This is a genomic window from Rhizobium sp. ERR 1071 (genome assembly GCF_007828675.1).
In the GTDB taxonomy this organism is placed as follows: Bacteria; Pseudomonadota; Alphaproteobacteria; order Rhizobiales; family Rhizobiaceae; genus Rhizobium; species Rhizobium dioscoreae.
Genome location: NZ_VITM01000001.1, coordinates 478,687 through 495,883, shown reverse-complemented (window position 1 = coordinate 495,883; position 17,197 = coordinate 478,687). Strand labels below are relative to the sequence as shown.

General features: G+C 59.2%; 17 protein-coding genes and 5 tRNA genes. 10 read left to right on the top strand and 12 right to left on the bottom strand.

The genetic code is table 11. The features are described from left to right. The first annotated feature begins 12 nt into the window (after nt 1-12). The 4 genes from FBZ99_RS02490 to recJ all read left to right on the top strand — a co-directional run bounded on the left by FBZ99_RS02490 (nt 13) and on the right by recJ (nt 5,145). Complete coding sequence (locus FBZ99_RS02490) at nt 13-465, top strand: hypothetical protein (RefSeq protein WP_113352608.1); 453 nt, start codon at nt 13-15, stop codon at nt 463-465. Nucleotides 466-687: 222 nt separating this feature from the next. Then, nucleotides 688-1,908: an LL-diaminopimelate aminotransferase gene (locus tag FBZ99_RS02485; protein WP_095434780.1), complete on the top strand. Its 1,221-nt coding sequence runs from the start codon at nt 688-690 to the stop codon at nt 1,906-1,908. A gap of 57 nt (nt 1,909-1,965) precedes the next feature. Continuing rightward, nucleotides 1,966-3,285, top strand: coding sequence for a homoserine dehydrogenase (locus FBZ99_RS02480; RefSeq protein WP_113333694.1), 1,320 nt, complete (start codon nt 1,966-1,968; stop codon nt 3,283-3,285). Between the two features lie 54 nt (nt 3,286-3,339). Next, on the top strand, nt 3,340-5,145 hold the full coding sequence (gene recJ / locus FBZ99_RS02475) for a single-stranded-DNA-specific exonuclease RecJ (RefSeq protein WP_442966428.1): 1,806 nt from the start codon (nt 3,340-3,342) through the stop codon (nt 5,143-5,145). 75 nt (nt 5,146-5,220) lie between these two features. Here the strand turns inward: recJ and FBZ99_RS02470 are convergent. From FBZ99_RS02470 to FBZ99_RS02450, 5 genes are all read right to left on the bottom strand, one after another. Beyond that, nucleotides 5,221-5,295: transfer RNA gene (locus tag FBZ99_RS02470), tRNA-Glu, on the bottom strand. A gap of 128 nt (nt 5,296-5,423) precedes the next feature. Beyond that, nucleotides 5,424-5,498 (bottom strand) — tRNA-Glu (locus FBZ99_RS02465). 83 nt (nt 5,499-5,581) lie between these two features. Next, nucleotides 5,582-5,656, bottom strand: a tRNA-Glu gene (locus FBZ99_RS02460). A gap of 173 nt (nt 5,657-5,829) precedes the next feature. Continuing rightward, on the bottom strand, nt 5,830-6,627 hold the full coding sequence (locus FBZ99_RS02455) for a hypothetical protein (protein ID WP_113352607.1): 798 nt from the start codon (nt 6,625-6,627) through the stop codon (nt 5,830-5,832). Nucleotides 6,628-6,828: 201 nt separating this feature from the next. Then, the gene (locus tag FBZ99_RS02450; protein ID WP_113333696.1) at nt 6,829-7,269 is read right to left on the bottom strand and encodes a VOC family protein; all 441 of its coding nucleotides are present in this window, start codon (nt 7,267-7,269) and stop codon (nt 6,829-6,831) included. Between the two features lie 198 nt (nt 7,270-7,467). Between FBZ99_RS02450 and FBZ99_RS02445 the strand changes: the two genes are divergently transcribed. The 5 genes from FBZ99_RS02445 to FBZ99_RS02425 all read left to right on the top strand — a co-directional run bounded on the left by FBZ99_RS02445 (nt 7,468) and on the right by FBZ99_RS02425 (nt 9,435). Next, entirely contained in the window at nt 7,468-8,046 is a 579-nt protein-coding gene (locus FBZ99_RS02445) for a cold-shock protein (protein ID WP_112721378.1), read from the top strand. 1 nt (nt 8,047) lies between these two features. Continuing rightward, nucleotides 8,048-8,560 carry a DUF192 domain-containing protein gene (locus tag FBZ99_RS02440; protein ID WP_113352606.1) on the top strand — a complete coding sequence of 171 codons (513 nt, stop codon included), beginning with the start codon at nt 8,048-8,050 and terminating at the stop codon, nt 8,558-8,560. A 148-nt stretch (nt 8,561-8,708) separates the two neighbouring features. Continuing rightward, a tRNA-Pro gene (locus FBZ99_RS02435) sits at nt 8,709-8,785 on the top strand. 179 nt (nt 8,786-8,964) lie between these two features. After that, nucleotides 8,965-9,270, top strand: coding sequence for an ETC complex I subunit (locus tag FBZ99_RS02430; protein WP_069612065.1), 306 nt, complete (start codon nt 8,965-8,967; stop codon nt 9,268-9,270). An 88-nt stretch (nt 9,271-9,358) separates the two neighbouring features. Then, nucleotides 9,359-9,435: transfer RNA gene (locus FBZ99_RS02425), tRNA-Arg, on the top strand. Nucleotides 9,436-9,515: 80 nt separating this feature from the next. Here the strand turns inward: FBZ99_RS02425 and FBZ99_RS33010 are convergent. The 5 genes from FBZ99_RS33010 to FBZ99_RS02405 form a co-directional block, all read right to left on the bottom strand. Next, complete coding sequence (locus tag FBZ99_RS33010; protein ID WP_173002538.1) at nt 9,516-9,677, bottom strand: hypothetical protein; 162 nt, start codon at nt 9,675-9,677, stop codon at nt 9,516-9,518. A gap of 241 nt (nt 9,678-9,918) precedes the next feature. Continuing rightward, nucleotides 9,919-10,692, bottom strand: a complete 774-nt coding sequence (locus FBZ99_RS02420; RefSeq protein ID WP_095434785.1) for an amino acid ABC transporter ATP-binding protein — start codon at nt 10,690-10,692, stop codon at nt 9,919-9,921. Nucleotides 10,693-10,711: 19 nt separating this feature from the next. Then, a complete protein-coding gene (locus tag FBZ99_RS02415) occupies nt 10,712-11,866 on the bottom strand; it encodes an amino acid ABC transporter permease (RefSeq protein WP_113333698.1) in 1,155 nt (384 codons plus the stop codon). A 1-nt stretch (nt 11,867) separates the two neighbouring features. Next, on the bottom strand, nt 11,868-13,061 hold the full coding sequence (locus FBZ99_RS02410) for an amino acid ABC transporter permease (protein WP_069612068.1): 1,194 nt from the start codon (nt 13,059-13,061) through the stop codon (nt 11,868-11,870). A gap of 94 nt (nt 13,062-13,155) precedes the next feature. Continuing rightward, on the bottom strand, nt 13,156-14,181 hold the full coding sequence (locus FBZ99_RS02405) for an amino acid ABC transporter substrate-binding protein (RefSeq protein WP_112721375.1): 1,026 nt from the start codon (nt 14,179-14,181) through the stop codon (nt 13,156-13,158). A gap of 372 nt (nt 14,182-14,553) precedes the next feature. On the opposite strand from FBZ99_RS02405, the gene FBZ99_RS02400 reads away from it, so the two are divergent. Further along, nucleotides 14,554-15,744: a cystathionine beta-lyase gene (locus FBZ99_RS02400; RefSeq protein ID WP_113352605.1), complete on the top strand. Its 1,191-nt coding sequence runs from the start codon at nt 14,554-14,556 to the stop codon at nt 15,742-15,744. Here the strand turns inward: FBZ99_RS02400 and FBZ99_RS02395 are convergent, their stop codons facing one another. Both FBZ99_RS02395 and FBZ99_RS02390 read right to left on the bottom strand, forming a co-directional pair. After that, a complete protein-coding gene (locus FBZ99_RS02395; RefSeq protein ID WP_113352604.1) occupies nt 15,745-16,908 on the bottom strand; it encodes an FAD-dependent monooxygenase in 1,164 nt (387 codons plus the stop codon). Between the two features lie 29 nt (nt 16,909-16,937). Then, complete coding sequence (locus tag FBZ99_RS02390) at nt 16,938-17,183, bottom strand: zinc-finger domain-containing protein (RefSeq protein ID WP_069612293.1); 246 nt, start codon at nt 17,181-17,183, stop codon at nt 16,938-16,940. Between the last annotated feature and the right edge of the window lie 14 nt (nt 17,184-17,197).

Below are 17,197 nucleotides of genomic sequence, written 5' to 3'. Positions count from 1 at the left end.
AGGAAGACAATTATGGGCGGCGGCATGGTGGCAAGACTGAACCGGTATTCCGTACTCTGCAGTGCAATGTGCGGAATTCTCGCATTGACGCTCGCGGGCTGCTCGACACCCGAGGAAAAGGCGGCCTTCGCCAAGCGCAAGCAGCCGCCTCAGGCTGTCATCGTAAAACCCGCCAAGGGCACGCCGGTCGTGGAAACCAGCACGCAGCAATTTTACAAGGACGGCTATCCTTCCTTCAACGCGCCGCCGACCGCTGCAAACGTCCAAATCAATGATCAGCAGGCTGGCGATCTGGTCAAGCAGCTGACGGCACTCGGATCGCAGCGCAAAGCCGGCACGATCTCCGAGGCCGAATATCAGAGGCGTGTTGCCGAGATGCGCAAGCTCGCTGCCGAACATGGCCAGGATACGCTGCAGGAAATTCAGAAAGAGGGCAGCGCCCAGCCGGCCCCAACGCAGAATTAGCCTTGCGTTTCAGGCGATTTGGACGCAAAGCGTTCGGATAGGCCGAAATTGGATGTATCTGACCGGCGGATTGCATTTTGCGTGCATAAGCGCCCAAGATTCACCTTATCTTTCGAGATAGCATGAATACGGCGCCGCGAGTCCCAAGTTCGTATCGCGGCTGGCCGGGAGATCAACGAACTTCAGTGCGGTTTTGAGGGCCGCTGTCCCATGGGGAAAGAAATGGAAGAGTTTCATAAAGTCCGGCGTTTGCCGCCCTACGTTTTCGAACAGGTCAATCGTTTGAAAGCGAGCGCGCGAGCGGGCGGGGCGGACATTATCGACCTCGGCATGGGCAATCCAGATCTTCCGACCCCAAAGGCGATCGTCGACAAGCTGTGCGAAGTGGTTCAGGATCCGCGCACGCATCGCTATTCCTCCTCCAAGGGCATTCCGGGCCTTCGCCGCGCGCAGGCGGCCTATTACGCCCGCCGTTTCGGTGTGAAGCTCAATCCCGATACGCAGGTGGTTGCCACCCTCGGTTCGAAGGAAGGCTTCGCCAATATGGCGCAGGCGATCACGGCGCCGGGCGATGTGATCCTCTGCCCGAACCCGACCTATCCGATCCACGCCTTCGGCTTCCTGATGGCAGGCGGCGTCATCCGCTCGATTCCGGTCGAGCCGGATGACAGCTTCTTCCCGCCGCTGGAACGAGCCGTGCGCCACTCGATCCCGAAGCCGCTCGCGCTCATCCTGAACTATCCGTCGAACCCGACGGCCTATGTCGCGACGCTGGATTTCTATAAGGAAGTCGTCGCCTTCGCGAAGAAGCACGACATCATCGTGCTTTCGGATCTGGCCTATTCGGAAATCTACTTCGACGACGCGCCGCCGCCGTCGGTGCTGGAGGTTCCGGGCGCAATCGATGTGACGGTCGAGTTTACTTCGATGTCGAAGACCTTCTCCATGCCAGGCTGGCGCATGGGCTTTGCCGTCGGCAACGAGCGGCTGATTGCAGCGCTGACGCGCGTGAAGTCTTACCTCGATTACGGTGCCTTCACGCCGATCCAGGTGGCGGCAACTCACGCGCTGAACGGCGACGGTTCCGACATCGCCGAAGTGCGCAACATCTACAAGCGTCGCCGCGACGTTCTGGTCGACAGCTTCGGCAAAGCCGGCTTCGACGTGCCGCCGCCGGCCGCGACCATGTTCGCCTGGGCGAAGATCCCGGAAAAATTCCGTCATCTCGGCTCGCTTGAGTTCTCCAAGCTTTTGGTTGAGAAGGCTGACATCGCCGTTGCTCCGGGCATCGGTTTCGGCGAGCAGGGCGACGATTATGTCCGCATCGCGCTCGTTGAAAACGAACACCGCATCCGCCAGGCGGCGCGCAATCTGAAGCGCTTCCTCTCCACCGCGGATGAGACGATGCATAATGTTATTTCGCTGAACGCTCATCGTTCATAATATCGCGCGGCAGCCGTTCCCGCGGCTGCCGTCCCAAATACTGATCAGGAATTTTCCATGGCAGATGCCCTCAAAATCGGCATTGCGGGCTTAGGTACCGTTGGTGCCTCGCTCGTCCGCATCATTCAGAGCCGCGCTAACGAGCTTGCCGTTACCTGTGGTCGTCCCGTCAAGATCGTCGCCGTCACAGCGCGCGATCGCACGCGGGATCGCGGCATCGATCTGACGGGCATCGAATGGTTCGGCGGTCCTGTCGATCTAGCGCAGAAGGCCGATATCGACGTCTTCGTCGAGCTGATCGGCGGTTCCGAAGGCGCGGCCAACGCAGCGGTGCGCGCAGCGCTTGCCCGCGGCCTGCACGTCGTCACCGCCAATAAGGCGCTGCTCGCCTATCACGGTGTCGAGCTCGCACAAATCGCCGAAGAAAAGGGCGTCCTGCTCAACTTCGAAGCGGCCGTTGCCGGCGGCATTCCGGTCATCAAGGCCCTGCGCGAATCTCTGACGGGCAATACGATTTCTCGCGTCTATGGCATCATGAACGGCACCTGCAACTACATCCTGACCCGGATGGAGAAGGAAGGCCTGTCTTTCGCCGATTGCCTCAAGGAAGCACAGCGTCTCGGCTATGCCGAGGCCGACCCGGCCTTCGATATTGAAGGCAATGACACGGCGCACAAGCTTGCCATCCTGACGACGCTCGCCTTTGGCAACCGCATCGCGGCCGACGACATCTATCTCGAAGGGATCACCAACGTCTCCATCGAGGATATACGCGCTGCTGCCGATCTCGGATACCGCATCAAGCTGCTCGGTGTCGCCCAGCGCACCGAAAGCGGCATCGAACAGCGAGTGCACCCAACCATGGTGCCGCTCGATTCGGTCATCGCCCAGGTCGATGGCGTCACCAATGCCGTGGCGATCGAATCCGATATTCTCGGCGAATTGCTGATGGTCGGCCCCGGAGCCGGCGGCAACGCGACGGCTTCCTCTGTGCTCGGAGATATCGCCGATATCGCCAAGAGCCGCCCGGGCGAGCAGCGCGTGCCGGTGCTCGGTCATCCGGCCAAGGCGCTGGAGCCCTACCGCAAAGCGCAGATGCAGAGCCACGAAGGTGGCTATTTCATCCGCCTCACGGTTCTCGACCGCACCGGCGTTTTTGCGAGTGTCGCGACCCGCATGGCGGAAAACCACATTTCGCTCGAATCGATCGTCCAGCGTTCCAAGCAGCATCTGGCACCCTCCGACCACCAGACGATCATCCTCGTCACCCATGCGACGACGGAAGATTCGGTGCGCAAGGCGGTTGCGGCAATCAAGAACGAAGGCTATCTCGTCGGCGAACCGCAGGTCATCCGCATCGAGCGGCCGAAAGAATAGTCTGACCAGCGACGGCGTGCATCAAAGGGATGCCGCTCTTAAATTCCGGGAGAGATGGTGGAGCAACCGGTCGATCCAGTTCAGCGGGCATTTCTAGGTGTCGAGCGCTCGGTATCCGGCAATCGCTGGATATCCAGGCTCGATCAGGCCGGCCAGAACAGGGCGCTCGCCATTGCGCAGACCCATGGCCTGCCGGAGCTGATTGCCCGCGTGCTTGCCGGGCGCGGCGTCGGGCAGGACGAAGCCATGGCTTTCCTCGACCCGACGATCCGCGGCCTGATGCCGGACCCGCATCTGCTGACCGATTGCGAAAAGGCCGCACAGCGCCTCCTGCACGCCATCAGGAAGGGCGAGACAGTCGCGATCTTCGGCGACTATGACGTCGACGGCGCGGCCTCCTCGGCGCTGCTCTATCGCTTTCTCACCCATTTCGGCGTTCCGGCCAGCATCTATATTCCCGATCGCATCTTCGAGGGCTATGGCCCCAATCCCACAGCCATCAATCAGCTTATCGACAATGGCGCGACGCTGATCGTGACCGTCGATTGCGGTTCCACCAGCTTCGAATCGCTTGAAGCGGCGAGGGCGCGCAATATCGACGTCGTCGTCATCGATCACCACCAGGTGGCGCACGAGCTGCCGCATTGTCATGCCTTGGTCAATCCGAACCGTGAGGATGATCTTTCGGGGCAGGGCCACCTCTGTGCCGCTGGTGTGGTCTTCATGGTTCTGGTCGCGGCGCTGCGTCTCCTTCGCGAGGCCGGCGATTCCCGCGTGCGTTCCATCGACCTGCTTGCCTGGCTCGATATCGTTGCGCTCGCGACCGTTTGCGATGTCGTGCCGCTGAAGGGCCTCAACCGCGCCTATGTGGTTAAGGGGCTTATTGCCGCCCGCCACCAGGGCAATCTCGGGCTTGCTGCCCTCTTTCGCAAGGCCGGCCTTAACGGTCCTGTCACGCCCTATCATTTCGGCTTCCTAATTGGTCCGCGCATCAATGCCGGTGGCCGCATCGGCGATGCGGCCCTTGGCGCACGCCTGCTGACGCTGGACGACGGCGGCGAAGCGGAAGCCATCGCCGCGAAGCTCGATGAGCTCAATCGCGAGAGACAGGCCATGGAGGCCGCCATGCTGCAGGAGGCCGAGGCCGAGGCCCTGGCGGAGTACGGCAATGGCGACGGCGCCTCCGTCATCGTCACGGCGCGCGAGAACTGGCATCCGGGAATCGTCGGCCTCATTGCATCGCGTCTCAAGGACAAGTTCCGCCGACCAGCCTTCGCCATTGCCTTCGATCCGATGGGCAAGGGCACCGGCTCCGGCCGCTCGATCAACGGTTTCGACATGGGTCGCATGGTACGCGCGGCCGTCGATGCTGGCTTGCTCGTCAAGGGCGGCGGCCATGCCATGGCCGCCGGCCTGACGGTGGAGAGAAGCAACCTCGGAAAGCTGCGGGCTTTCTTCACGGAGAAGGCGGAGAAGCAGGTAGCCGGGCTCGTTGCCAACGAAACCTTGAAGATCGACGGCGCGCTCGGCGCAAGCGGCGCGACCGTGGAGCTGATCGACAGGCTCGAGACGGCCGGTCCCTATGGTTCGGGCCATCCACAGCCCGTCTTCGCGCTTCCGAGCCACCGCCTGCGCGATTCCCACCTTGTCGGCCAGTCGCACATCAAGATCACGCTGGAGGCGCAGGACGGCGGCCGGGTGGATGGCATTGCCTTCCGCGCGGCGGAGACGCCTTTGGGCGCGCTGCTGATGTCGTCGCGCGGGGCGCAGATCCATGTCGCCGGCACGCTTGGCGCCGATCACTGGCAGGGCAGCCGGCGCGTGCAGCTGCGGGTTACAGACGCGGCGAAAGCTCCGTAACGCAGATTACGCCCGATACGCGTCTGCATAACAGTGTTTAGCGAGCCAAAACATCAATTTAAGGGGAAGGGGCAGTGGCACGCCCTAGGGGAGTCGAACCCCTCTTTACAGAATGAAAATCTGTCGTCCTAACCGATAGACGAAGGGCGCGTGCTGTGGCGCCCTTATAGTCAGCACCTTTCATTCCCGCAAGCGGAAAAACGAGAAAAATCGCAGAAAAATCGATGATTAAGCAAAGATTTTTCGAGGTGCTTGTGGAAAACTTCGGGACACGCTTTTGGTACGCCCTAGGGGAGTCGAACCCCTCTTTACAGAATGAGAATCTGTCGTCCTAACCGATAGACGAAGGGCGCATGCTGCGCGGTGTAAATAGGAATAGCCTATTGCGTCCGCAAGCGGTAGCTTAAATGAATTGTAGTGGAAGAAAGAACAACAGTGGCACGCCCTAGGGGAGTCGAACCCCTCTTTACAGAATGAAAATCTGTCGTCCTAACCGATAGACGAAGGGCGCGTTCAGCTGTTGTGTGGCGGCTTATAGCGGGGCGATTTCATTCCCGCAAGCGGCAATTTTGCTTTTTTGTGGAAAAAATGACAAATGGGTGAAACCGCCGCCGGTGCTGAATAAGTGAGACTTAACAGGCTCTTGCTGGCGATATCGAAGATTCTCTGGAAACGCGGGCGTTTTTATTGCCCATTTGCACCCGGCACGGGCTGCACCAGCAGCTTGTCGTTCTGCGGCTGGTTCTTCGATGCGATGAACTGCGCCAGAGCGGCGGCCTGTCTGCCGTTCAATTCGTGGACATTCGGATTCGGCGTTGCCGCAACACCCGACGCGGTCACCTGGGCAATCGGCTGCGGCGAACCCGAAGCCGGCGAGGTTGCATTGCGAATGACGGGTGGTGGCAGCATGTCGGCCGATGTGCGGCCGTTCGGCACGGCGGCGGTGTCCATCGTTTGCGGTGCCGTCGTCTGCATAGTCGCTGGTGGCGCGCTGTAAACGCTGCGCATCATCGGCGTGATCGCCTGGCCGCCATCAGCTTGGGTTTTGGCAAGCGTCCCGTCCGGATTGACGGCGATCGGCGGCGGAGCGGAGAAGATGCTGCTTCTGTTCGCATTGACGGCCGTCGGCTGCGTGACCAGGCCGCCGATGCCGGTCTGCCCGTCCGCGGTCGGGGCTGCCGTAGGCGCAGGATAGAGTGCCTGGTTCTGCTGGGCGACGATCTGCTGACGTGTGCCATTGACGCTGTGGACCATCGGATCACGATAGGCGACATCGGCTTTGCGGCGCCGGGCATCGGCCTTGCTGTTCATATCGGCTGCCAGCTGTTCTGCCACGGTCAATGGCACGACAGGGGCAGCCTGCGAGGTCTCGATCGGCTTTTTGGCCGTGGTCGTGCAGCCCGCAATCATCACAAATGAGGCAAGAACGGCAATTGTGCTTGCTAGCTTCTTCCTGCCGTATAAAATCTCTTGATCGCACATAGGACGTTCCCTGCAAAAAAGGCTTGCATCGGAACGGCCTCCTGCGAGGGACGACGATACCGCGCGCCGACTGGGAACGATGACCGCGATATCCGATGCATGATGCTTCGAGTCGTCCAAGCATGCCGGAGGATGGGCATGGGCGGCAAGCGCGAAACGGATGGCTCCGCGCGTGCCGTAAGCCTCGCGAAAGCTTGGCTCCTACCAGGAGCCGGTGTTGGCCATGGAAGCCCAGGGCTCGGCCGAAGAAAGATTGGCGCCCTTCTGCAGGATTTCGATGGAGATGCCGTCCGGAGAACGCACGAAAGCCATGTGACCATCGCGGGGCGGGCGGTTGATCGTGATGCCGTTGTCCATCAGCTTTTGGCAGGTCGCATAGATATCGTCGACCTCATAGGCGAGGTGGCCGAAATTGCGTCCTCCGCTATATTCTTCCGGGTCCCAGTTGTAGGTCAGCTCCAGGCTGGGGGCACCGTTGCTGCGGGACGATTCGGCATCCTCGTCGGCCGCCAGGAAAACGAGCGTATAGCGGCCTTTTTCGTTTTCGTAGCGACGGGTTTCGGTAAGCCCGAATAGGGTGCTATAAAAATGCAACGAGGCGTCGAGATCGGTGACACGGACCATCGTATGGAGATAACGCATTCTATTTCCTCTCTTAATGTTGAGCTGGGCGGATCTTTGGTCGGGGCACCAGCTTCGCGCAAGTCATTGGAGCAATAATCTTAGGGTGGGAATAAACGAAAACTAGGACTTGCGCTTTTCCGTTACCAAGATGTTAATCTTGATATCAGGGAATCAGTTAACCGTAACAGTGTGACGCGTAATCGAGGGCTGGCTAGGATGGGTGACAGAATTTCATCGAAGGGAGTTGTCGACTTCGAGGAGATGTCGGGCGATACCGTCGAGCTCATCGAAATCTCAGGCGTCGTCAAGTGGTTCGATGTCGCCAAGGGCTTCGGTTTTATCGTGCCTGACAATGGCATGCAGGACGTATTGCTGCATGTGACGTGTCTGCGCCGTGACGGTTATCAGACGATTCTCGAAGGAACCCGCATCGTCGCGCTGATCCAGCGCCGGGAGCGCGGCTACCAGGCTTTCAAGATCCTCTCCATGGATCAATCGACGGCCGTGCATCCCTCGCAGATGCCGCCCGTGCGCACGCATGTGCAGGTGACTGCGACGAGCGGCCTGGAGCGCGCGCTGGTCAAGTGGTTCAACCGCACCAAGGGCTTCGGCTTCCTGACACGTGGAGAAGGCACCGAGGATATCTTCGTGCATATGGAAACGCTGCGTCGCTTCGGTCTGGCCGAGCTGCGGCCGGGGCAGGTGGTGCTCGTCCGCTTCGGGCCTGGCGAAAAGGGCCTGATGGCAGCGGAAATTCACCCGGATGCGCCGAGCCCAGCGACACGGCCGCACTGATATGAACAAAGCCGGATTTCTTGAAATTTTGAAAAGCGCCATTTTGGCGCTTTTTCTCGTTGGGGCCATCGCCCCATCGTCTTTCGCGGCACAGACCGCAGGGCAACAGTCGATGGCTTTCGATTCCGAACCGCTTTCGATCGCATCGTCCAAAGGCCAGACGCATAAATTCACCGTGGAACTGGCTTTGACGCCGGCACAGCTCGAATTCGGCCTTATGTACCGCGACAAGATGCCCGCCGATCATGGCATGCTGTTTGACTTCGGCACGACACGGCCCGTCATGATGTGGATGAAGAACACCGAGCTGCCGCTCGACATGCTCTTTCTGGATCAGAAGGGTGTCGTTACCCATATTCAGGAAAACGCCGTGCCCTATTCCGAAGCGATCATCAGCTCCGGCGGGCCGGTTGCCTATGTCATCGAGCTGAACGCCGGTATTGTTCGCAAACTCGGCCTTGCCGTCGGCGATACGGTGACGAGCGCCACCATTTCGGCAAAGCTCGGCAAGTAAATTTTCATCGGGGAAGATGTGCTAAGCAGGATTTTATCTGTTGCAGCGGGCAGATGAACCGTGTATCTCCCCACTCGTTCCGCAGGACTAAGCGTTCGGCGGTACGCAAAATCAGCTCATGATCGCATTTTGGTCATGCTGACGGGTACGGAGTGTAGCGCAGTCTGGTAGCGCATCTGGTTTGGGACCAGAGGGTCGGGAGTTCGAATCTCTCCACTCCGACCATTTAAAATCCCCTCATTAATGTCGTTGAATTCGTCCTGGTAGCGGCTGCCTTTTTGCTTGAAAACAAAGGGATTCGCAGCTAAGCAAAAGTCGTGTTCGCGCGGCCCGCAGAGGATCGCGTCGCGGCAAGAGAAGCAAGTAAGCGGATCATTCCCGCTTGATTCGGAGGCGCTGCAGCAATGCCTGCCAAGATTTATCGTCCTGCAAAAACCGCCATGCAATCCGGCAAGGCCAAAACCAATATCTGGGTTCTGGAGTTCGATCAGGAAATGCCGCGCAAGATCGATCCGATCATGGGCTATACCTCGTCGGGCGATATGCGCCAGCAGCTCAAGCTGACCTTTGAGACGCAGGAACAGGCGGAAGATTACGCCAAGCGCAACGGCATCGACTACCGCGTCATCCCGCCGAAGGATCCCATCCGGCAGACGGTATCCTATTCCGACAACTTCCGCTTCAACCGCATCCAGCCCTGGACGCACTGAAACCAGGCACTTATTGAACGCCGGCCATTGAGTTTGGCGGCGGTTTCAGGCATGTGTTGCCCGCCGCGCAAAGCGCGGCAAGGCTCATGGCCCCTTAGCTCAGCTGGATAGAGCACTTGCCTTCTAAGCATGTGGTCGCAGGTTCGAATCCTGCAGGGGTCGCCATTTTCCCGAGAAGGAGAGATCTGATTTCGCGTGCGCGGCGCCGCTTTCCGTCATGCAGACTTCATTCTGGCTATCAGCATTCAGTTCGCCGCCATCGGCCAGCCGCCGGCAGCTTTTGGCCGCGTAGCGTCGACCGCCATCTGGATAAGGTCGTAGCCGTACATTGCTCCGGCCAACTTGATGACGATGATAGCGACGCTCAGAAGAGCTAATCCGCCGATGATCCTGTCGCTTTTTTTCACGGCCCGCTTCCCCGACGTCTCGTGAATTCCGCATTATTCGCGGTGATAAAGAATATATCTCGTTTTTTGCGAAGCGCTATAGGGCTTGCTAACGCTGCCAAAATTGTCAGGCAGCAATCAGGAGGAGACGGCCTGCGAGATCCGCGTCCTGACGCCGATTACGACTGCTGAACCCGGCCGCACATAAAAAACCCGCCGGCAGCGATGCAGCGGCGGGTCTTGTTCATTCAATCGATCCGTATCAGTGCAGGATCTGGCTGAGGAACAGCTTCGTGCGCTCATGCTGCGGATTGTCGAAGAATTCCTTCGGCGAATTCTGTTCGACGATCTGGCCCTGGTCCATGAAGATCACGCGGTTGGCGACCTGACGGGCAAAGCCCATTTCGTGGGTCACGCACAGCATGGTCATGCCTTCTTCAGCAAGGCCCACCATGGTGTCGAGCACTTCCTTGATCATTTCCGGATCGAGCGCTGAGGTTGGCTCGTCGAACAGCATGATCTTCGGGTTCATGCAGAGCGAGCGGGCGATTGCCACACGCTGCTGCTGACCGCCGGAAAGCTGGCCGGGATATTTCTTGGCCTGTTCGGGGATCTTGACGCGCTTGAGGAAGTGCATGGCGATCTCTTCCGCCTGCTTCTTCGGCATCTTGCGCACCCAGATCGGCGCCAGCGTGCAGTTTTCCAGAATGGTCAGGTGCGGGAAGAGGTTGAAGTGCTGGAACACCATGCCGACTTCGCGGCGCACCTCGTCGATCTTCTTCAGATCGTTGGTGAGTTCGACCCCGTCGACGATGATCTGGCCCTTCTGGTGTTCTTCCAGGCGGTTGATGCAGCGGATCATCGTCGATTTGCCCGAGCCGGATGGGCCGGCAATGACGATGCGCTCGCCGCGCATGACCTTCAGGTTGATATCGCGCAGCACATGGAAATCGCCATACCACTTGTTCATATTGATCATGTCGACCGCGACCTCGGTCTCGGAGACGGTCATTTTCTTCGATTGGGCTTCAGCCATTTTGTAATTTCCCTCAATTTTATCGCTTGTGGCCGGTGTCGAGATGGCGTTCCACGAAACCTGAATAGCGCGACATGCCAAAGCAGAACAGCCAAAAAACGAATCCGGCGAATACAAGACCCGTTACGGGGGTCACCGCCGTCGCCCAGGAGGCATCCGAAAAGTTCTGACGAACGATACCGAGCAGGTCGAACATGCCGATGATCGCAACCAGCGACGTGTCCTTGAACATGCCAATATAGGTGTTGACGATGCCGGGAATGACCAGCTTGATCGCTTGTGGCAGAATGATCAGCCGCATCTTCTGCCAGTAGCCGAGGCCGAGCGAGTCGGCGCCCTCGAACTGCCCCTTCGGTATCGCCTGCAGACCGCCGCGGATGACTTCGGCCATATAGGCTGAGGTGAAGATCGCGACACCGACCACGGCACGCAGCAGCTTATCGACGGTCCAGCCCTGCGGCATGAACAGCGGCAGCATATAGCTCGCCATGAACAGCACGGTGATCAACGGTACGCCGCGGATGATTTCGATGAAAGTCACACACAGCATGCGAAGGATGGGCAGTTTCGACCGGCGTCCCAGCGCAAGCACGATGCCGAACGGGAACGAGACTGCGATGGCGACGAAAGCGATCACCAGCGTTACCAGCAGGCCTCCCCATCGTTCCGTTTCCACCGTCTCAAGGCCGAAGCCTCCGTGGAGCAGGAAGAACGAAACCACTGGCAGCACGAAGAATGCCAGGATTGCGTTCAACCCCTTCCGGGGAACCGACGGTATCAGCAACGGAACGAAGCTGGCGATCATCAGGATGCAGACGAGGATCGGCCGCCAGCGCTCGTCCGGCGGATAAAGGCCGAACATGAAGATGGCGAATTTTGCGCGGACAAAGGCCCAGCACGCGGCGTTCCAGCCATCCGGCTGCGTTCCGCCCTGAACAGTGGTAGCGCAGAAGGTGCGGTCGGTTCCGCTCCAGACTGCATTTAGGAATAGCCAATTGATCAGGTGCGGGATCACCCAGGCAAGGAAGGTAATGGCAAGCACGGTGAGGACAATGTCCTTGGGCGTGGCAAACAGGTTCTTTTTCAACCAATGCCACGCGCCTCTTTCACTGGCGGGTGCCGGCTGCGCCGTGAGAAGCGCCTTGCTGACGAAGTGTTGATCTACGCTGGACATTCTATCTCTCCACCAGGGCCATCTTGGCGTTGAACCAGTTCATGAACAGCGATGTCACGATGCTCAAGGCGAGATAGATGATCATCCAGATGATGACGACTTCGACGGCTCGGCCGGACTGATTGAGGATCACGCCGCCGACGGCGACGAGATCGGCATAGCCGATGGCGATGGCAAGCGACGAGTTCTTGATCAGATTGAGATATTGGCTCGTCAGCGGCGGAATGATGATGCGCATGGCCTGCGGTATGACGATCAGCCGGTTGATGGCCGACGCCCGAAGGCCAAGTGCGCCCGCTGCTTCCGATTGACCCTTTGGCACGCCACGAATACCGGCGCGTACGATCTCGGCAATGTAGGATGCGGTATAAAGGGATAGTGCAAGCAGAAGCGCAAGGAACTCCGGACTTATGACCGTGCCACCCGTCAGGTTGAATTTGCCGGCAATGGGATAGTCGAAGGAAAGCGGCATGCCCGTTACCAGGAAGACCAGCAACGGCAGGCCGATCAGGATGCCGATCGACACCCAGATCGTATGGAATTGCTGGCCGGTTGCCGCCTGACGCCTGTGCGCCCAGCGCGCCACGAAAAATACGACGGCTATGGCGATGAGAAAGGCGATGCCGACAGCCCACATGCCCGCGCCGAAGATCGGGCTCGGAAAGGCGAGGCCGCGATTGCTGAGATAGCTGAAGAAGGGCAGGTGCACGGCATCGCGCGCCTGCGGCAGCAGCACCAGAACGCCGCTATACCAGAAGAAGATGACGAGCAGAGGCGGGATGTTCCGGAAGATCTCGACATAGGCCTGGGAAAGTTTCGCAATCAGCCAATTATGCGAAAGCCTGCCGATGCCAATGAGGAAGCCAACGATAGTCGCTGCGACGATGCCGACCACCGAAATCAGGAGTGTGTTCAGTACGCCGACGAGAAGGGCAGTCGCATTGGTCGAATCGCTGGAGTAGGGAATCAGCGCTTGCCCCAGGTTAAAGCCAGCGCGTCCTTCGAGAAAGCCGAAGCCGAACGAGCGGTTCAATGCGCGCAGATTGTCGATGGTGTTCGTGACGACAAACCAGCAAAGTCCCGCGAGAATGATGATCGTGAGCGCCTGATAGAAGGCACCCCGAACTTTGGGGTCGTATAGCGCCGCCGATAGTGCCGAGCGCCCGCCTTCAGGCGAGTTTACAGTAATTGCCATATAGAATTTTTCCCCAATGTGCCTGTTTCAGGCTTGTTTTCTTGAGGGGAGAGAGGCGAAGCCGCCTCTCTCTTAAAGCTAGGCTCTTTGCGGCTTAGCGCACCGGCGGTGCGTACTGAATGCCGCCCTTGCTCCACAGAGCGTTGAGACCACGAGCGATCTTCAGCGGGCTGCCTGCGCCGATGTTGCGGTCGAAGACTTCGCCGTAATTGCCGACGCCCTTGATGATGTTATAGGCCCAGTCGTTGGTCAGGCCGAGGTCGGTGCCGATCGTCGAGCCCTGTTCTACGCCGAGGAAGCGCTTGATGTCCGGATTGGCCGAGCTCTTCATCTCGTCGACGTTCTTCTGGGTGATGCCGAATTCTTCGGCGTTCACGAGCGCGTAGGCCGTCCAGCTGACGATGTTGAACCACTGATCGTCACCCTGGCGAACGGCCGGGCCGAGTGGCTCTTTGGAGATGATTTCGGGCAGAACGACGTTGTCGTCCGGGTTCTTCAGCGTCAGGCGCAGAGCGTAGAGACCGGACTGGTCGGTGGTGTAGACATCGCAACGGCCGGAATCATAGGCCGTATTGACTTCTTCGAGCTTGTCGAAGACGACCGGATTGTATTGCAGGTTGTTGGTCTTGAAGTAGTCGGCAAGATTCAGCTCGGTCGTCGTGCCGGACTGAACGCAAACTGCCGCGCCGGAAAGTTCGAGTGCCGATTTTACGTTCAGCTCCTTGCGAACCATGAAGCCCTGGCCGTCATAATAGGTGACCGGACGGAATTTTAGGCCGAGCGCGGTGTCGCGGTTGATGGTCCAGGTGGTGTTACGGGAAAGTACGTCGATTTCGCCGGACTGCAGCGCGGTGAAGCGGTCCTTGGCGCTGAGAGGCGTGTACTTCACCTTGGTCGGATCGCCGAAGACAGCGGAAGCGACAGCCTTGCAGAAGTCGATGTCAAAACCGGCCCAGTTACCGGATGCGTCCGGCTGTGCAAAGCCGAGAAGGCCGGTATTCACGCCGCACTGGACGAAGCCCTTGGCCTTTACGTCGCTCAGCGTCGAAGCCGAAGCGCCGGACGCGGTGTAAGCCAAGGCTGCGACTCCGAGGAATGCGGAGAGAGCAATCTTTTTCATTTTCCCTACCTTTGTCTATTTGTTTTATAGTTAAACTGTATCGCGTCCGAAGCAGGTTCTTGGAGAACCGTGTTCCTTCCCTTTCTCGGTGCGAGTGGCGCTATCACAGTCGCAAATGGTGTAGCGGTCAAGAGATCGCCCCAATTATTGCGGTTTTATTCGGCATTTTTGCTTTTCGGGGACGAAAAATGGGCATTTGGCGCCAAAATGAGCGGCATTTTGCCAAAAATCTGCGCGAAAATGCGGTTTTGGTCGTCATTTTTGTTATTTTAGCCTTCTAATAATGTGTGGCGTTGGAATGATCGGGGTTGACCCCACTGGACTTGGTCGCCACAAATCCAGCTTCCAACAGCGCCAAAGGCATATCCTGACATGAAAGACAAAGACACAAACCTGCCGAACGCCGGCATCAACACGCGCTTGTCCCATATCGGCAATTCGCCGTTCGACTATCACGGCTTCGTCAATCCACCTGTCGTGCGTGCCTCGACGGTGCTGTTTCCCAATGCGCGCGTTATGGAGACGCATGACCAGAAATATACCTACGGCACGCGCGGCACGCCGACGACGGATGCGCTATGCGAAGCAATGAACGCGCTGGAAGGTTCGGCGGGAACAATCATCGTGCCGTCCGGGCTTGCTGCGGTCACCGTGCCGCTTCTTGCCTACCTCTCCGCTGGTGATCACGCACTGATCGTTGATTCGGTCTACGGTCCCACGCGCTTCTTCTGCGATACCATGCTGAAGCGCCTCGGCGTCGAGGTCGATTATTACGATCCGTCGATTGGCGCCGATATCGAGCGGTTGATGAAGCCGAACACCAAGCTGGTCCATACGGAATCGCCGGGTTCAAACACCTTCGAAGTGCAGGATATCCCCGCAATTTCGGCGGCGGCTCATCGTCACGACTGCGTCGTGACCATGGACAATACCTGGGCAACGCCGCTCTATTTCAAGCCGCTCGACCATGGCGTCGACGTTTCCATCCATGCCGTGACGAAATACCCCGCCGGCCATTCCGACATTTTGATGGGCACGGTTTCCGCCAACGAGACGCATTGGAAGCGGTTGCTGGACGCTCACGGTCAGCTCGGCCTTTGTGGGGCGCCCGACGACGCCTATCAGGTGCTGCGCGGCCTGCGTACCATGGGCATACGCCTGGATCGCCATCAGGAAAGCGCGCTCGCGATCGCCCGATGGCTCGAAGGCAGGGAGGAGGTCGCGCGCGTCTTGCATCCGGCCTTGCCGAGCTTCCCCAGCCACGAACTCTGGAAGCGCGACTTCAAGGGTGCGAGCGGGATTTTCTCCTTCGTTCTGGCCGTCGACGATCCTCAGAAATTCAAGGCGAAGGCGCATGCCTTCCTCGATGCCTTGCGGATTTTCGCTCTGGGCTATTCCTGGGGCGGTTTCGAAAGTCTGGCCCTGCACGTCAACCTCAACGACCGGCGTGTCACCAAGGTCCCGACGGAAGGGCCGGTCATCCGCCTGCAGGTTGGTCTCGAAGACGTGCCGGATCTCAAGGCGGATATCGAAAAGGGCTTTGTCGCCGCCAAAGAGGTTTGATCAACCGATGGCGCGGTAGCCATAAATCCAGTCCATGTCCGCCGCGAGGCTTTGCGGCGGACGGAGGGAGAGAACGAGGTCGCGCGCGATCCGGATCGGGCCGCGGGCATGATAGGCGAACTGATTGAAGGCGGCGCGTTGCCTCAGGCGCGCAATTCGTGGCGCCCGATGCTTTTCATAGAGTTCGAAGGCTTCCGCCGGCGAGCGCGCAGAAAGCAGCCCGCCAAGCTCGAAGGCATCCTCGATCGCCATGGCTGCGCCTTGCGCCGCAAACGGCATCATCGCATGCGCAGCGTCTCCGATCAGGATCGTATCGCGGCCATTATGCCACCGACCGTCCTTCATCTCGTAGAGCGGCCAGAAGCTTGTCTGCTCCTGTGCCTCCAGCATTTGCAGGATCGCGCCGTTCCAGCCGGAAAAGCCGCGCAGCATCTGCTCGCGTTGCGCCTTGCTGCCGGTCGCACCCCAATCGCGGCTGGTGCTGCTGCCGGAGACGATGGCGACGATATTGAAGGCGGCATTTTCCAGGATGGGATAGCAGACGAGGTGGCTGGAAGGACCGAGAAATGCCGTGACGTTCACCTTGTCCAGCAGGGCGGGGGCCGCCGCCTGCGGAATGGAGAAGCGCCAGGCAATATTCCCGGAGAAGAGCGGCGAGGGCGCACTGGGCACCATCGCATGCACTTTCGACCACACGCCGTCCGCGCCGATGACGAGATCGTATCTCCTTCCGGCGCGCTCTTCCAGTGTCTGCTTGTCCTTGATATCGATGTGCCGGCCAAGGTGTAGCCTGCATAAGTCATTGGCCTTCACTGCATTGAGGAGCGCCTTTTGCAGGGTCGCGCGATGCGCGGCGCCATAGGGGGCACCCCATCGCTCTCGGGCAAATTTCCCACAGGGAATGGAGGCGACCGGCCGCAGCGACGAGCCGGATACGAGTCGGACTTCCTCCGGCTCCAGCCAAACCGGTCTGAGCGCCTCGAGCACGCCGAGCGCATCGAGGACGCGGGAGGCATTCGGCGAAATCTGCAGGCCCGCACCGACTTCGGTCAGCACCTCTGCTTGTTCGAAGATGTCGGAGGCAATCCCGTGTCTCGCCAGCGCCAGAGCCGCAGTCAATCCGGCTATTCCAGCGCCGATGATTGCGGCTGCTTTGATCGGCATTTTCTTATGTCCGATCGGACGCTATGGCGTCAGGCCGCCTTGAAATGGAAGACGCAGCCGGCCGGATTCGTCTGATCCGCCTTCAGCGAAGGATTGTAGCGGAAGAGCGTCGAGCAGTAGGAGCAGACCTTTTCGCTCTCGTCGCCGAGGTCGATGAAGATGTGCGGATGATCATAGGGAACCGAAGCGCCAGTGCACATGAATTCCTTCACGCCGATTTCGATGACGCGATGTCCGCCGTCGTTTTGGAAATGGGGAATATTGTGGCCGGCCATGATGATCTCCGAAT

Bases quoted from the DNA above. Each gene is read 5' to 3' on its own strand.
- FBZ99_RS02395 (WP_113352604.1), bottom strand. From the start codon at position 16,908: ATGCCGATCAAAGCAGCCGCAATCATCGGCGCTGGAATAGCCGGATTG.
- FBZ99_RS02400 (WP_113352605.1), top strand. From the start codon at position 14,554: ATGAAAGACAAAGACACAAACCTGCCGAACGCCGGCATCAACACGCGC.
- FBZ99_RS02410 (WP_069612068.1), bottom strand. From the start codon at position 13,061: ATGGCAATTACTGTAAACTCGCCTGAAGGCGGGCGCTCGGCACTATCG.
- FBZ99_RS02450 (WP_113333696.1), bottom strand. From the start codon at position 7,269: ATGCGTTATCTCCATACGATGGTCCGTGTCACCGATCTCGACGCCTCG.
- FBZ99_RS02390 (WP_069612293.1), bottom strand. From the start codon at position 17,183: ATGGCCGGCCACAATATTCCCCATTTCCAAAACGACGGCGGACATCGC.
- FBZ99_RS02430 (WP_069612065.1), top strand. From the start codon at position 8,965: ATGCCTGCCAAGATTTATCGTCCTGCAAAAACCGCCATGCAATCCGGC.
- FBZ99_RS02485 (WP_095434780.1), top strand. From the start codon at position 688: ATGGAAGAGTTTCATAAAGTCCGGCGTTTGCCGCCCTACGTTTTCGAA.
- FBZ99_RS02420 (WP_095434785.1), bottom strand. From the start codon at position 10,692: ATGGCTGAAGCCCAATCGAAGAAAATGACCGTCTCCGAGACCGAGGTC.
- FBZ99_RS02445 (WP_112721378.1), top strand. From the start codon at position 7,468: ATGGGTGACAGAATTTCATCGAAGGGAGTTGTCGACTTCGAGGAGATG.
- FBZ99_RS02440 (WP_113352606.1), top strand. From the start codon at position 8,048: ATGAACAAAGCCGGATTTCTTGAAATTTTGAAAAGCGCCATTTTGGCG.
- FBZ99_RS02455 (WP_113352607.1), bottom strand. From the start codon at position 6,627: ATGTGCGATCAAGAGATTTTATACGGCAGGAAGAAGCTAGCAAGCACA.
- recJ (WP_442966428.1), top strand. From the start codon at position 3,340: ATGGTGGAGCAACCGGTCGATCCAGTTCAGCGGGCATTTCTAGGTGTC.
- FBZ99_RS02415 (WP_113333698.1), bottom strand. From the start codon at position 11,866: ATGTCCAGCGTAGATCAACACTTCGTCAGCAAGGCGCTTCTCACGGCG.
- FBZ99_RS02480 (WP_113333694.1), top strand. From the start codon at position 1,966: ATGGCAGATGCCCTCAAAATCGGCATTGCGGGCTTAGGTACCGTTGGT.
- FBZ99_RS02490 (WP_113352608.1), top strand. From the start codon at position 13: ATGGGCGGCGGCATGGTGGCAAGACTGAACCGGTATTCCGTACTCTGC.
- FBZ99_RS02405 (WP_112721375.1), bottom strand. From the start codon at position 14,181: ATGAAAAAGATTGCTCTCTCCGCATTCCTCGGAGTCGCAGCCTTGGCT.